This is a genomic window from Catenulispora yoronensis, from assembly GCF_039531695.1.
In the GTDB taxonomy this organism is placed as follows: domain Bacteria; phylum Actinomycetota; class Actinomycetes; order Streptomycetales; family Catenulisporaceae; genus Catenulispora; species Catenulispora yoronensis.
This window is the reverse complement of record NZ_BAAAQN010000071.1, coordinates 18,208-33,343: the sequence shown is the minus strand read 5'-3', so window position 1 is coordinate 33,343 and position 15,136 is coordinate 18,208. Positions and strand designations below refer to the sequence as shown.

The following is a 15,136-nucleotide window of genomic DNA, read 5'->3' as shown; positions in this document are numbered from 1 at the left end:
GTGAGCGCAGCCCCCCGCCCGCCGTACCCGGCCGGGCCTCCCGACGTGGTGGTGGTCGGCGCCGGCATGGTCGGCGCGGCCTGCGCTTTGTATTTGGCCCGCGCCGGACTCGCGGTGACGGTCGTCGACCGGGGGCCGGTCGCCGGCGGGACGTCCGGGGCGGGGGAGGGGAACCTTCTGGTGTCGGACAAGGGGCCGGGGCCGGAGCTCGACCTCGCGCTGCGGTCGCAGGAGCTGTGGCGGTCGCTGGCGGAGGAGGAGCTCGGCGCGCGCGGCGAGAGCTTCGAATACGAGGCCAAGGGCGGCCTGGTGGTCGCTTTCACCCCGGCGGACTTCGCGGCGCTCCAGGTCTTCGCCGCCACCCAGAACGAGGCGGGAGTCCGCGCCGAGGAGGTGCCCGCCGAACAGCTGTCAGAGTTCGAGCCCCACCTCGCACCGGATGTGGCCGGCGGCTTCTGGTATCCGCAGGACGCGCAGGTGATGCCCGCGCTCGCGGCGGCGCGGCTGCTGAAAGCCTCCGGCGCCGCTCTGCGCCTCGGCAGTGCGGTGACCGGGCTGCTGATGTCCGACGGTGCGGTGCGGGGAGTGCGGACGACGTCGGGCGAGATCCCGGCGCGGATCGTGGTCAACGCCGCCGGGCTGTGGTCGGGCGCGATCGCGGAGCTGGCCGGGTCGGCTCTGCCGGTGCAGCCCCGGCGCGGGTTCGTGCTCGTCACCGAGCCGTTGCCGCCGTTGATCCGGCACAAGGTCTACTCGGCCGCTTATGTATCGGACGTCTCCAGCTCCGACGCGGCTTTGCAGTCGTCCGGCGTGGTCGAGGGGACGCCGTCCGGGCCGGTGCTGATCGGGGCCAGCCGGGAGCGGGTGGGACTGGACCGGACGCCGTCCTACGACGCCTTGGGGCGGCTGGCGGGCCAGGCGGCCGAGTTGTTCCCGTTCCTTGAGCGGGTCGCTGTCCAACGGTACTACTGCGGGTTCCGGCCCTACCTGCCTGATCATCTCTCGGCGATCGGGCCGGACGCGCACGTCGCAGGGCTCTACCACGCCGCCGGGCACGAGGGCGCCGGGATCGGGCTGGCGCCGGCGACCGGTGAGCTGATCGCCGCGCTGGTGACGGGGACGAAGCCGATGGTCGATCCGGAGCCGTTCCGGCCTGGGCGGTTCGCCGATGGCTGCGGCTGTTCCGAGGAGGCGGCGCGATGACTGTGGACTTCACCTTCGACGGCCGGCCGATGACTGCCGAGTCCGGCCAGACCGTCGGCGGCGCGCTGCTCGCGGCCGGTGTGCTGTCGTGGCGCACGACGCGGGTCAACGGCCGGCCGCGCGGGCTGTTCTGCGGGATCGGGGTGTGCTTCGACTGCCTGGTGACGGTGAACGGCGAGCCGAACGTGCGGGCCTGCCTGGTTCCGGTCTCCCATGGCGATGTCGTGGTGACGCAGGAGGGAGACGGACGTGGCTGAGAACGCTTCCGACGCCGCCTTCGACGTCGCCTTCGACGTCGCGGTGATCGGCGCCGGCCCGGCCGGTATGGCCGCTGCCACGACCGCCGCCGACCACGGCCTGCGGGTCGCCCTGATCGACGCCGGGCGCCAGCTCGGCGGCCAGTACTTCCGCCACCCGGCGCCGGGCCTGACCGCCCCGTGGTCGGCCGAGCTGCACCACGGTTGGGCGGAGTTCGAGCGGCTGGCGGCGCGGGTCGAGACCTCGCCGCGGGTCGAGGTGTTGTTCGAGCATCAGGTGTGGGCGGTTGAGGCGGTTGAGGCGGTTGGGTCGGTCCCGGCGGTCGCAGCGGTCGGGTCGGTCGAGCCGGTCCCGGCTGGCGCGGCGGTTGGGTCGGTCGAGTCGGTCCCGGCTGGCGCGGCGGTCGGGTCGGCCGAGCTGGCCGGGGCGGTTGCTTCGGTCGGTGTGGCCGAGCCGGTCTCCGTCGCGGTCGGCACCGCGTTCAAGGTCCTGACCGACCGCGGTCCGATCGCCGCCACCTCCGTGGTCCTGGCCACCGGCGCCTACGAACGCGTGGTCCCGTTCCCCGGCTGGGACCTGCCGGGCGTCTTCACCGCCGGCGGCGCGCAGGCCCTGCTGAAGGGCAACCTGGTGCTGCCCGGCCGCCGCGTCGTCGTCGCCGGGACCGGACCGCTGCTGCTTCCGGTCGCCGCCGGGCTCGCGGCGGCCGGTGCGAACGTCCTCGGGCTCTACGACGCCAACCGCGTCCGCGGCTACGCGAAGCACCCCATCCCGCTGCTGACCAACCCCGCGAAGCTGGCCGAGGGCCTCGATTTCGCCCGGCGGTTCCTCCGCCACCGCGTGCCGCTGCGCAGCGGCTACCTGGTTGTCGAGGCGCAGGGTACGGACTTGCTCGAAGCAGTCGTGCTCGCTCGCCCGGACGGCACCGGTCGCCGCCGCGTCGAGTGCGACGCCCTCGCCATCGGCTACGGCCTCGCGCCGCAGATCGACCTCGGCCTCACGCTCGGCTGCGAGCCTCGCTATCTCGCCGACGGGACCGTCGCGTTGCGTGTCGATACCGACCAGCGCACGACTGTGCCGGGCTTCTACGCCGTCGGCGAGACCGCGGGTGTCGCCGGAGTCCAGACCTCGCTCGCCGAGGGCGAGATCGCTGGTCTGGCCATCGCGGCACAGGCGGGAGGCGGTTCTCGGCCGGCGGACGCGGTTGCCCTTCGGCGTCGTCGCGACCGTCAGCGTGCCTTCGCCGATGTCATCCGCCTCCAGCATCCTGTCCCTCCGGCCTGGCGTGCGCACCTCACCGGCGACACTGTCGTGTGTCGCTGCGAGGAGGTGTCGGCGCACGCCGTTACCGAAGCCGTCGCCGAGCTCGGCGCTGCTGATGCCCGGACCGTCAAGCTTCTGACGCGTGCGGGTATGGGGTGGTGTCAGGGACGCGTCTGCGGCTACGCCGTCGCCTGCCTGGCGCAGCGGGACCCCGACGTACCGCCTTCTGCCGCCGATCTCCTTGCCGCTGCCAAGCGCCCTTTGGCGCGCCCCGTCCCGCTCGGTGTTTTGGCCGAGCAAGACCGAAGGAAGTAATAGCCGATGTCCCGCAAGCCTTGGCACGGCGTAGTCGTCGCCACCGCTCTCCCCTTCCGTGACGACCTGTCTGTCGATCTCGACGCCTACGCGGAGAACCTCCGCGGTCTGATCGAGGCCGGTTGCGACGGCGTGTGCCCCAACGGCTCGCTCGGCGAGTACCAGACGCTCACCGCCGAGGAGCGGGCCGCCGTGGTGCGCACCGCGGTCGAGGCCGTCGGCGGGGACCGGGTGCTGGTCGGTGTCGCGGCTTACGGTTCGCTGGAGTCGTGCCGCTGGGCGGAGCAGGCCGCCGAGGCCGGGGCCGGCGCCGTCATGCTGCTGCCGCCCAACGCCTACCGTGCCGACGAGCGCTCGGTGCTCGCGCACTACAAGGCGGTCGCCGGGACCGGGATCCCGGTGGTGGCGTACAACAACCCGATCGACACCAAAGTCGACCTGGTGCCGGAGCTGCTCGCCGAGATCCACGCCGCCGGCTACATCCACGCGGTCAAGGAGTTCTCCGGCGACACGCGCCGCGCGTATCGGATCAAGGAGCTGGCGCCCGAGCTCGACCTGCTCATCGGCGCCGACGACGTGCTGCTGGAGCTGGCCCTGGCCGGTGCCGTGGGCTGGGTCTCCGGCTACCCCAACGCCATCCCGTACGTCTGCAACGAGCTCTATCACGCCGCTGTCTCCGGCGATCTCGACACCGCGGTGCCTCTCTACCGCGAGCTGCACCCGCTGCTGCGCTGGGACTCCCGCACCGAGTTCGTCCAGGCCATCAAGCTCTCCATGGACCTGGCCGGCCGGACCGGCGGCGGCTGCCGTCCGCCGCGTGTGCCGCTGCTGGCGGACCAGTACGAGACCGTCAAGGCCGACACCCTCCGCGTGCTGCCGCTGGAGGACAAGGCGCGGGAGCGGAGGGCCGCCTGATGCGTACTCGGAACGTCTACCACGCCGTCGACTCCCACACCGAGGGGATGCCGACCCGGGTCGTCACCGGGGGCGTCGGCGTCATCCCCGGCGCGACCATGATGGCCAGGCGGCTGTACTTCATGGAGCACCTGGACGACCTGCGGACGCTGCTGATGTGCGAACCGCGCGGGCACGCGGCCATGTCCGGCGCGATCCTGCAGCCGCCGACCCGCCCCGACGCCGACTACGGGGTGCTGTTCATCGAGGTCTCCGGGCTGCTGCCGATGTGCGGCCACGGCACCATCGGCGTGGCCACCGTCCTGGTCGAGACCGGCATGGTCCCGGTCGTGGAGCCGGTCACCACCGTCCGCCTGGACACCCCGGCCGGGCTGGTGCTGGCCGATGTGCACGTCGAGGACGGCGCGGCGCGCTCGGTGACCATCCGCAACGTCCCCAGCTTCGCCGAGCGGCTCGACGCCGAGGTCGAGGTGCCCGGCTTCGGCCGGATCGGCTACGACCTCGCCTACGGCGGCAACTTCTACGCCATCGTCGACCTGGACGACTACCAGCTGCCCTTCGACCGCGCGGCCAAGAACGAGATCATCGCCGCCGGGCTGGCCACCATGGACGCCATCAACGCCGCCGACGAGCCCGTGCACCCGCTCGACGACAGCATCCGCGCCGTCCACCACGTCTACTTCCGCGCCCCCGGCTCCACCGCCGCGCACTCCCGGCACGCCATGGCCATCCACCCCGGCTGGTTCGACCGCTCACCCTGCGGCACCGGCACCTCGGCCCGGATGGCGCAGCTCCACGCCCGGGGCGAGCTGGCCCTGGACACCGACTTCACCAACGAGTCCTTCATCGGCACCCGCTTCATCGGCCGCCTGGTCGAGCAGACCGAGGTCGCCGGCCGCCCCGCAGTGGTCCCCACCGTCACCGGCCGGGCCTGGATCACCGGAACCGCCCAGTATTTCCTGGACCCGACTGATCCGTTCCCTGCCGGGTTCTCGCTCTGATCACGGTAGGGTGCGGGCATGCCAGACAGGAGTACCGGCGGCGCCGGCCTCATGGGAGCCCCGACCGGGCCCGTCGGTGAGCAGAGCCCGTCCCTGAACCTGCCCCGCGTACTGGGCCACCACTCGCTCCGCGAGCAGGTCTCCCACGCACTGCGCGCCGCCCTCATCGCCGGCGAACTCCGCCCCGGCGTGGTGTACTCCGCCCCGGTCCTGGCCGCCGGCTTCGGCGTATCAGCCACCCCGGTCCGCGAAGCGATGCTCGACCTCGCCAAAGAGGGCCTGGTCGAGGTGGTCCGCAACAAGGGCTTCCGCGTCACCGAGCTCTCCGAAGCAGACCTGGACCACTTCACCGAGATCAGAGCCCTGATCGAAATCCCGGTAGTAACCGGCCTGGCCCGCACCGCCTCCACCCCCGACCTGGAGGCCCTACGCCCGGCCGCCGCCGCCATCGTCGCCGCCGCCCGCGCACGCGACCTGATCGCCTACGTCGAAGCCGACCAGGCTTTCCACCTCACCCTGCTAGGACTGTCGGGCAACCCCCACCTGGTAGCAGTGGTCAGCGACCTCCGCAACCGATCCCGCCTCTACGGCCTGCCCTCGCTCGCCGACGCCGGCGCACTCGCCGCGTCGGCGGAGGAGCATGTGCAACTTGTCGATGCGCTGGTGTCGCGGGACGCGGCGGCGGTGGAGGGGCTGATGCGGACGCATTTGACGCATGTGCGGTCGCTGTGGGCGGGGCGGGATTAGTGGGATGGGGTGTGGGGATGGGGTTTGGGGATGGCGTTTGGGTGTGAGGTGTGGGTGTGAGGTGTGGGAGAAGCGGGGGAGGCGGGGGAGGCGGGGCTGAAGCCCGCTGAGCTGAAGGTCAAGGTCAAAGTCAAGAGCTGTGAAAAGCGAAAGGCAGGCGCCTCCGGCGAGGGCCTCGGATCCCTCGGAGAACTGGCGCCAGCTCCACAGGTGGGCCCGGCTAGTCCCTGCGCTGGCGGTTTGTGGGGTGGGGGTTTGTTCCCCTCGCTCACGTCGGCAGCCCTACGGGTACAGCACCGCCGCCCAGGTATCAAGTCCATGCCGCTGCGGTGATGCTTATTGGGCTGCGGTTGCGCTTGCATGAACTTGACACCTGGTCGGCGGTACTGTAGGCAGAGCCCTGCCGACGTGACCGAGGAGAACAAACCAACAACCCAGGCAGAGAGCTGACAATCACGGGGTTGGGGGCTGGGCGCCTCGCTGACTACGGCCGCCGGGAAGGTTCAAAGCAAAGCAGGGGCCGAAGACCGCCAGCACCGGCGCCCCAAGAACTGCCTCGCCGAGTGGCCGAAGGCGTACCTCATCGGGTGGCCGAAGGTTTGCCTCACCGGCGGCCGGATGGCTGAAGTGGCCGCCCTCTGCCCCCGGATCCTTCAGTCCTCTCCTTGGGGTTTTGGTTTGTTCTCCTCGGTCACGTCGGCAGGGCTTTGCCTACAGCACCGCCGACCAGGTATCAAGTTCATGCATCCCCAACCGCAGCACTAGGACTCTCACCGCAGCGGCATGGACTTGATACCTGGGCGGCGGTGCTGTACCCGTAGGGCTGCCGACGTGAGCGAGGGGAACAAACCCCCACCCCACAAACCGCCAGCGCAGGGACTGACCAGACCACCCTATGGACTAGCGCCAGTTCTCCGAGGGATCAGAGGTCCTCGCCGGAGGCGCCTGCTTTACCCAGCTTTTGACTTTGCCCACTACAACTACAGCAGCAACAACAACGCCGCCTCAGCGATTCAAATCGCTGAGGCGGCGTTGCTATGACCAGCGCGCTAGGCGGCGCTACGCACCAAATCGTTGACCCTCACCCCCCAAACTCCCCCATCCAAGCCTCAACCTCATCAACCTCACGCGGCAACGCCCCCGACATCAAAACCGACCCCTCCTCAGTAACCACCAAGTCGTCCTCAATCCGAATCCCGATCCCACGCAGCTCCTCCGGCAGCGTCAGATCATCCGGCTGAAGGTACAAACCCGGCTCCACAGTCAGCACGTTCCCAGCAGCCAGCGTCCCGTCCACGTACTCCTCGGCGCGGGCCTTGGCGCAGTCGTGAACATCGAGGCCGAGCATGTGGCCGCTACCGCACAGCGTGTAGCGCCTGTAGACACCGACCTCGGGGTCCATCGCCTCCTCCAGCGAGACCTTCAGAATCCCCAGGTCGATCAGCCCCGAAGCGATAGTGCGCATCGCGGCCCAGTGGAAGTCGCGGAACTTGGCCCCAGCACGCAGCGTCGCGATACCCGCGTTCTGCGCCGCCAAGACCAAGTTGTAGAGATCCCGCTGCACCGGACTGAAAGTCCCGGAGATCGGCAGCGTCCGCGTGATGTCGGCAGTGTAGAGCGAATCCACTTCCACACCAGCGTCGAGCAGAAGCAGCTCCCCAGCGTTGAGCGTCCCATCATTCGCAGTCCAATGCAGCACACACGCATGCGCACCACCACCAACAATGGTGTTGTAACCGACAGCATTGCCCTCAACCCGAGCCCGGTTGTTGAACGCACCCTCCACCCAACGCTCCGCACGAGGCTTACCAATCACCCCGGGAATGGTGCGCGCCACATCCTGGAACCCAAGCGTCGTCGCATCAACAGCCGCCTGCAACTGCTCGATCTCCCACGCATCCTTCACCAGCCGCAGCTCCGCCAAAAACGCGCTGAACTCCGCATCCGCATCCGCATCCGCATCCGCATCCGCCTCCGGCCGTCCGGCCACCAAGTCGTCCACGCGCGGATCGACCCCACGCAGCACCCGCGTCGGCACCGCCGCACCGGACAGCTTGTCGCCCAGCCGATTCAGGTTCTCGGTCGCCATCCCGTAGAGCTCCGAGCTCTCGCTCAGCGACGGCCGCCGCCCCTCCCACATCTCACCGAGCCGCCGGTCGCGGAACGCCTCGCCGTTCTCCCGCGACGAACGGTCGTGCGCGAACAGAATCGCGTCGTGACCCGAACCGTTGGGCTCGAAGACCAGCACGCCCTCCAGCGACTGCCCACCGGTCAGGTGCGCGAACGCGCTGTGCACGCGGTACGGATAGAACGTGTCATTGCTACGCAGCCGCTCAACACCAGCCGGCACGATCAACCGCTCCCCGGGGAACCGCTCGGAGACGGCGGCCCGCCGACGCGGCGTCCAGGCGGCGGCGGGCACCGGGCCCAGCCCCGCCAGCGGCGTGGGCGCCCACTGCGTCGCCATGAAGGCGGCCAGGGCGTCGGTGACCGGGAGGTCGTGGCTGCCGGTGGCGAACTTCGACAGGTGCGGGTCGCTGGACACTGCGGCTCCTGAGGGTGTGGAGGGAGGGCGGGCGGAAACAGAAGAGAAGGAGGGTTACCGCTGTGCAATGTTACATTCCATGGAGCGTCACGGTAACCCCCGAACCGGTGCGAGGAACGCTACCGCTTGCCGCCTCCCACTGCTCCCACCCGGCCTCCCCGCGCGTTTCCCACCGCTTTTCCGCACATCATCGCCATCGCCATCGTCATCAACGCCATCACGCCATCACGTCATCAGCGCGATCGGAACCCGATGTCCGAAATGGCATCGTGCCTACGGCGCCAGCCGGTGCAGGTCCCGCGGGAACAGCGCGGACCGCCGCACGTTGTCCGCCTCGGTGAGGCGCATCGTCCACCGCTCCAGCCCCAGCGCGAACCCACCATGCGGCGGCATCCCGTGCTGGAAAGCGCTGAGGTAGCCCTCATACGCCTCCGTCGACTCCCCACGCGCAGCCAGCGCCGCAACATAGTCCTCATACCGATGCAGCCGCTGACCACCAGTAATCAGCTCCAACCCCCGAAAAAGCAGGTCAAAGCTGTTCGAGTACCGCGGTCGCCCCGGCTCGCCATGCGTGTAGAACGGCCGCTTCACCATCGGATAGCCAGTAACGAACAGAAACTCGCTGTGGTACTCCCGCAGCGCCCACTCACTCAGCGTCCGCTCGTCAGCAGGCGACAAGTCCGGCTCGTCGAGCCCGAGCATCGCCATCGCCTCCGAGAAATGAATCTCCGGGATCTTCTCCGGCACCTTCGGCAGGCGCACCCCCAACACCTCCACCGCCGCCGCGGCCCGCTCGCCGACCGCCTCGACCATCCGCGCCAGCGCCTCCCGCACCACCGCCATCACGTCCCGGTGGTCGGTGATGAACCCGAGCTCCGCGTCCAGGCTGGTGTACTGCGCGAGGTGCCGCGCCGTGTCCGACGGCTCGGCCCGGAACACCGGACCGGTCTCGTAGACGCGCTCGAACACGCCGACCATCATCTGCTTGAAGAACTGCGGCGACTGCGCCAGGTACGCCGGCCTCCCGAACCAGTCCAACGTGAACACGTTCGCCCCGGACTCGGTGGCCGAGCCGACGATCTTCGGCGTGTGGATCTCGGTGAAGCCCAGCGCGTCCAGCGCACCGCGGAACCCGGCGACCGACGCCGCCGTGATCTGGAACGGCGCGTTGAGCTGCGGATGCCGCAGCGCCACCGGGGCGTGGTCCAGGATCGTGGGCAGCGAGGCGGTGACCGTCGGGCGGTAGACGTCCAACGGCGGCGTCGCGGCCAGGCTGGACAGCACCTCGATCTCCGGACCGGACGACGGCGCGACCAGCTCGACTCCGCCCGGTGCCTGCGGGTTCGCGGTCACGACACCGGTGAAGCTGAGCACTGTCTCCTCGGGGATGTCCTGCGTCGGCCCACCCGGACCACCCGGCCCACCCGTAGTGCCCGTAGTGCCCGGCACAACAGCCTGCGTCAGCCCACTACGGTCCCGCAGAATCAGAAACGTGACGTGCTTCAACTCCCGGCGGCGATGCAGCCACCCCGAGACCTGCACGGTTTCACCCACGTGCGCCGCCAACTCGGACGCCAATACGCGGTGGATCATTTGAGCCCTCCAAGGGGTCTCGAAGTGATCCCTTGGGGGTGCGGGCGATAAGGGAATCGCGGTACCACCGCACCTTCGCCGCGGCCTGGCCGGCGCTCGCGCACCGACGTCCACCACGACCTCGTTGCGGCCCGTGACGAGGGCCAGCCGGCAGGGCATTGCCTCCCCGCACTCGGGAGTGTCTTCACCTCGGCACACGGGGCCGTCTTCTCAGCTGCCGACGACTCTCTCCACCCGCGCGGACCCGAGACTACTCGTCTCCGTCAACGTGTTGCCCGCGATTCTACCGGCCACCCTCACACACAGTCGAACAATTTCGACCCACCGACGAATCCCGGCACCAGGTGACAGTTGTCCGAGACCCACTTGTCCCGCGCGACCGCCTGCGGCCCGCTCTTGCCCATCAGCTGCCCGGCGACGATGACGTAACGGAGCTCCCCGCTGCGCACCATCCCCGCCAGACCACCGACCGTCGGCGCGGGGGCGTCACTGGTGAAGCCGCCCATCGGCAGCACCGGCAGCCCCTTGGCGAGATACCCGGCAGCGGCCATGGAACCGTCGATGGCGGCGGCGTAGGGCCGCGCGTCCCGATGGCGACGCAGGAAGCCGACGAGACGGGAGTCGGGACCGCGCTCGAACGCCCGCATCCCCTCCTTGAGCTCGCCGGCCAGCCCCCGAGCGGTGTGCCGCCCGGCGAACATCGCCTGCGGCGGCCCAGCCGAGGCCATGACACTGCCCATGCTCGCACCATGACGCGTCAACACCGACGACGCCCACACCGCGGGCGCCGCGAACACGGCAGTCGCGACCGCCCCGGCCGCGGTGAGGCTGAGCACCCGACTGCGAGCCAACCGCGCCCAGGGGAGAAGCGCGATCGCGATCGCGGCGGCGACCACCACGAACCAGCGCAGCCACGGCTGATAGTGCGGAGTCTCACGACTCGCTAGGAACGCCCAGCCGGCGGTGAGGGCGATCAGCGACGGCAGCTGCCAGGCACGGCCCCGCGCGGCGGCGGCGAACGCGGCTCCGGCGAGGGCGGCGATCGGTGGGGCGAGGGTGGAGGTGTAGTAGGAGTGGATGCCGGTCGCGGTGCAGAAGGCGAGAGCGTAGATGGCCAGCCAGCCGCCCCAGAACACGTAGCCGGCCAGCTTGGCGCGCTGACTACCCGGACCGCTCTGATCACGGTGGCTGCCCAAGGCGCTCTGGTCAGCCTGGCTGCTTGGGCTCGCCTGGTTGGCCTGGCTGGTCGGGCTGGTCGGGCTGGTCGAGCTGGTCTGGCTGGTCTGGCTGGTCTGGCTGGTCTGGCTGGTCGGGCTGGTCTGGCTGGTCAGGTTGCTCCGGCTGGTCAGGTTGCTCTGGCTGGTCTGACTGCTTTGGTTGGCGTGACTGCTTTGGTTGATCAGGTTGCTTTGACTGTTCTCGCTGCTCCGCCGTCCCCGCCACGCCGCCCACAACCCAGCCCCCGCCCCCACCACCGCGACCGGAATCAGCCAGCTGATCTGCCCCGCCGACTGCGCGCCGAAGATCCGGCCCGGTCCCGCCGGTCCGCCCGCGCCCGCCAGCACCGCGCCGCCCGCCAGCGGATCGGCGCCCGCGTCCTGGCCGCCGATCCGGCCGAAGCCGTTGTACTGGAAGACCATCTCCCACACCGAGTTGTGCGTCGAGCCGTCGATGTAAGGCCGCCCGGCGGCCGGGGTCAGTGTCACGAAGACCATCCACGCCAGCGATACCGCCGTCACCACCGCGCCGTACGCCGCCGCGCGGCCCAGGCGCCGTCCCCGGCCGCCGGCTCCCATCAGATAACAAGCCCATACGAACACCGGGACCACCAGCAGCGCCTGCCCCATCTTCACGTTGAACGCGACCCCCAACCAGGCCGCCGACCCGGCCAGCCACCACGCCGCGCGCCGTCCGCCGTCGGCCCACCGCCACAGCGCGTGCGCGGCCACGACCAGGAAGAACACCATCAGCGCGTCGGGAATGTTGCTCCGCGAGAGGGCCACCGTCACCGGCGTCAGCAGGTAGCAGAGCGCTGCGCCATACGCAGCCGCGCGGCCCGCCCACCGCCGCACCGTCACGAACAGCAGCGGCACGCACGCCGTCGCGGCCAGCACCTGCGGCAGCAGCACCGCCCACGCGTGGAACCCGAACATCCGCACCGACAGCGCCTGCACCCAGAACGCGCCGGGGAGCTTGTCAGTGGTGATGAACCCCGACGGATCGAAGGCCCCGTACACGAAGTCGTGCCAGTTGGCGCCCATCGACCGCACCGCGGCTGTGTAGTACGGATGCGTCCGCCCGCGCTGGAAGCCCCACCCGAACACCACCGCCGCCAGGACCGTGAGCCCGGCGACCGCGACCCGGTCCGACGACCGTCGAGTAATCCACGCCATGCCCGGTGCAACGACGGAGATGATCGCGGGTCACCGCGAGTCGCCACGCGTTACGAAACCGGGACGAGTCGCAGATAATGGAACTATCGGGGCGGCCCGGAGCTCTCCCGGACCACCACCTCGGCCTCCAACGACAACCCCTGCGCCGCCCCCAGCCCCCCGCGCACCTGCGCGACCAGCCGCCGCACGATCTCCCCGCCGATCGCCCGCAGCGGCAGCCGCACCGACGTCAGCCCCGGATGCAGCACCCGGGCCACCGGCGCGTCGCCGAACCCGGTCACCGCCACGTGCACCCCGACCGTCAGCCCCGACGACCGCACAGCCTCGTACGCCGCCACCGCCAAACTGTCGCTCTCGGCCACAATCGCGGTCGGCCGCGCGGTGGCGGCCAACACGCCCCGCACCACGCCCACCACCGCCCCCGGATCATCCAGCGGAGCAACCGCCTCCCGCGCCTCCACCCCGAGCGCCGCCACCGCGCGCCGGAACCCCTCCCGACGCTCCCGCATCCACGGCAACCCCGTCTCCGAACCCAGATACACCATCCGCCGATGCCCCACCCCGGCCAGATGCTCGACGATCCCCGTCACCGCCGCCGCGTTGTCGACGTCGACCCAGGCATCGCCGGAATCCCCGACCCCAGCCTCGCCCTGACCCCCCACCCGCCCGAACGTCACCAACGGCACCCCCGCCCGTGCCACATGCGCGACCCGCGCATCCCCCTCCAACACGTCCGACAACACGAACCCGTCCACCTGCCGCGCCGCGATCACCTCGTCCAGCACCGCCCGCGCGTCCCGAGCCCCCGGCGCCGGCCGGAACAGCAGCACCCGGAACCCCTCCGCACCCGCCGCGTCGACCAGCGCCTCCAGGAAACCGCCCATCAGCGGATTCGGATCGAACGGGTCGTCCGCCGGCGTCAGATACCCGATCACCCGGCGCTCGCCGGTACGCAGCGACCGCGCCGACGAGTCCGGCCGATACCCGAGTTCCTCGATCGCGTCCATCACCCGGGCCAGCGTCGCGTCGCGCACCCGCTGCGGGGCGTTCAGCGCGTTCGACACCGTCTGGCGCGACACGCCCGCGGCGCGCGCCACCTCCTCGATCGTCGCCTTCCCACGACGCGGCCCGGGTTCCGGATCCCGAATCATGCGGTCAGCCCACCCCGACTCACCGTCAACAGCCCCCCACGCGGCACATAAGGCACCACATCCCCCAACTCCACCATCCCCTCCCACACCTCGGCCCCCCGGCAGTCCCGCACCACAGCCCGAACCGCCCCGCTCCCACCGACCACCCGCACATACGGATCGGCATCGGCGTTCGCCACAAGCAGCTCCTCCCAGGTCCCGGCGCCGTCGACCGGCAGCGCGGCATACCGCGCGACGATTTCAGTCGTCCCATCGTAGGCGCGCACCACCGGATACCCGAGGTCCGGCCGCGACGGCTCCAGCGTGCCGAGCTGCAACACGTCCCGATACCGCCGGAACACCCCCAGCCAGAACGCCAACGCCTCCCGCTGCCCGACCCCCAGCCCCGCCAGGTCGACCGACACCTGCGGCACCGAGAACAGCACGTTGATCAGATGCGACGCCACCTGCTCGGCCGGCTCCGCCGCGTGCCACAGCAGCATGTCGCTGTGCACCGGCATCGTCCCGGCCGCCAGCCGCACGTCCACCGTCCGCTGCCGGTTCTCCGCCGGGCTCAGCGGACAGTCCACGGCCCGGATCATCGTCGCGTACGGCCACAGCGCCGGGTTCACATACGGCTGCCGGAACTCCACCAGCGCCGTCGGCTTCGCCGCCCGGATCCGCTGGAACACCTCCGCGAGCAGCCGCTCCACCCCCTCGGAGACCGTCGCGCAGTCGGCCCCGGGCCTGGCCTGCGGCGCGTCGGCCGACGCCCCGAACCAGTCCACGAAGTCGATCTTGAGTCCGTCCATGCCCCAGGCCTCGACGGCCCGCGCGTGCCGCTCGACCAGGTGCGCCCGCACGATCGGATAGCGCGGGTCGACCACCATCGTGTCCAGGTCCTCGGCGACCCGCAGCGCGTACGGCTGGAACGCCTCCCACATCGAGCTCTCGCGCCCGACGAACGGGATCGCGTACCAGAGCATGTACTCGACACCCAGCTCGTGGACTCGCGCCACATGCGCCGCGGTGTCCGGCAGCGAGACCGGGTCCCAGTCGCCGCAGTGCCCGTACCCGCGCCGCCGGTCGGCCGTCATCCAGCCGTCGTCGACGATGATCACCTCCAGCCCGAGCGGCTTCCCGAGCGCGGCCTGCCGCTCGACCTTCTCCGGCGTGACGTCCTGGTGCATCGAGTACCAGGTCGAGTACGCGGGCAGCCGCGCGCTGTCCGGATAGTCCGCCTCCCGGCCGTCCTGCCACCACCGGCCGACGTCCGCCAGACAGTGCGCGAAGTGCCGCGCCGAGAAGTCGACCCGCAGCGTCAGCCGCCCCTCGGCCTGCACCCAGAACCGGAACTCGCCGGTCTCCTCGTGCACCCCGGCCGCCGCCAGGACCTCGGCCTCCCGGACCGCGAACGTGCAGCGGCTGACGTCGCCGACGCCGACCAGCGACGCGACCGGCGCGCCCCGCGTCAGCGACACCCGCTTCGGCGCGGTCCACGCCGCCGGTATCCAGCCCCGGCCGGTGGCCTCGGGCGTCCACAGCGCGGTGACGTCGGTGCAGGGGAACTGCCAGGCGACGCGGATCGGGCCGTCGCCGGCGGCGGCGAACGCGAGCTCCACGATTCCGTCCTGGTCCGGAACGGCCGTCCCGAGGTCTTCGGGGCCGCCTTCGGCGCCGGTGACGATGAACTCGTACGCACCCACGACGACGGTGCGCTCCGCCCCTACGGCCTTGGCGGCGTAGGGCTCCCAGATATCGGTCATGGCCGCG

11 protein-coding genes are annotated in these 15,136 nt (G+C 70.7%); 6 read left to right on the top strand and 5 right to left on the bottom strand.

The window, feature by feature from the left end; genetic code table 11:
• The 6 genes from ABD481_RS39375 to ABD481_RS39350 are packed head-to-tail and all read left to right on the top strand — an operon-like array spanning window position 1 to window position 5,702.
• Window positions 1-1,203, top strand: coding sequence for an NAD(P)/FAD-dependent oxidoreductase (locus ABD481_RS39375; protein ID WP_344670988.1), 1,203 nt, complete (start codon window positions 1-3; stop codon window positions 1,201-1,203).
• On the top strand, window positions 1,200-1,460 hold the full coding sequence (locus tag ABD481_RS39370) for a (2Fe-2S)-binding protein (protein ID WP_344670987.1): 261 nt from the start codon (window positions 1,200-1,202) through the stop codon (window positions 1,458-1,460). The genes ABD481_RS39375 and ABD481_RS39370 overlap by 4 nt, the downstream gene beginning before the upstream one ends.
• Window positions 1,453-3,039, top strand: a complete 1,587-nt coding sequence (locus ABD481_RS39365) for an FAD-dependent oxidoreductase (protein ID WP_344670986.1) — start codon at window positions 1,453-1,455, stop codon at window positions 3,037-3,039. The genes ABD481_RS39370 and ABD481_RS39365 overlap by 8 nt, the downstream gene beginning before the upstream one ends.
• 6 nt (window positions 3,040-3,045) lie before the next feature.
• Entirely contained in the window at window positions 3,046-3,954 is a 909-nt protein-coding gene (locus ABD481_RS39360) for a dihydrodipicolinate synthase family protein (protein WP_344670985.1), read from the top strand.
• Window positions 3,954-4,955 carry a proline racemase family protein gene (locus ABD481_RS39355; protein WP_344670984.1) on the top strand — a complete coding sequence of 334 codons (1,002 nt, stop codon included), beginning with the start codon at window positions 3,954-3,956 and terminating at the stop codon, window positions 4,953-4,955. The genes ABD481_RS39360 and ABD481_RS39355 overlap by 1 nt, the downstream gene beginning before the upstream one ends.
• A gap of 18 nt (window positions 4,956-4,973) precedes the next feature.
• Complete coding sequence (locus tag ABD481_RS39350) at window positions 4,974-5,702, top strand: GntR family transcriptional regulator (RefSeq protein WP_344670983.1); 729 nt, start codon at window positions 4,974-4,976, stop codon at window positions 5,700-5,702.
• Window positions 5,703-6,783: 1,081 nt separating this feature from the next.
• Here the strand turns inward: ABD481_RS39350 and ABD481_RS39345 are convergent.
• The 5 genes from ABD481_RS39345 to ABD481_RS39325 form a co-directional block, all read right to left on the bottom strand.
• Entirely contained in the window at window positions 6,784-8,247 is a 1,464-nt protein-coding gene (locus tag ABD481_RS39345; RefSeq protein ID WP_344670982.1) for an aminopeptidase P family protein, read from the bottom strand.
• Between the two features lie 273 nt (window positions 8,248-8,520).
• A complete protein-coding gene (aspS, locus tag ABD481_RS39340; protein ID WP_344670981.1) occupies window positions 8,521-9,840 on the bottom strand; it encodes an aspartate--tRNA(Asn) ligase in 1,320 nt (439 codons plus the stop codon).
• Between the two features lie 296 nt (window positions 9,841-10,136).
• Window positions 10,137-12,233 carry an ArnT family glycosyltransferase gene (locus ABD481_RS39335; protein WP_344670980.1) on the bottom strand — a complete coding sequence of 699 codons (2,097 nt, stop codon included), beginning with the start codon at window positions 12,231-12,233 and terminating at the stop codon, window positions 10,137-10,139.
• A gap of 83 nt (window positions 12,234-12,316) precedes the next feature.
• On the bottom strand, window positions 12,317-13,384 hold the full coding sequence (locus ABD481_RS39330) for a LacI family DNA-binding transcriptional regulator (protein WP_344670979.1): 1,068 nt from the start codon (window positions 13,382-13,384) through the stop codon (window positions 12,317-12,319).
• The gene (locus ABD481_RS39325) at window positions 13,381-15,129 is read right to left on the bottom strand and encodes a glycoside hydrolase family 36 protein (protein WP_344670978.1); all 1,749 of its coding nucleotides are present in this window, start codon (window positions 15,127-15,129) and stop codon (window positions 13,381-13,383) included. The genes ABD481_RS39330 and ABD481_RS39325 overlap by 4 nt, the downstream gene beginning before the upstream one ends.
• Window positions 15,130-15,136: the final 7 nt, after the last annotated feature.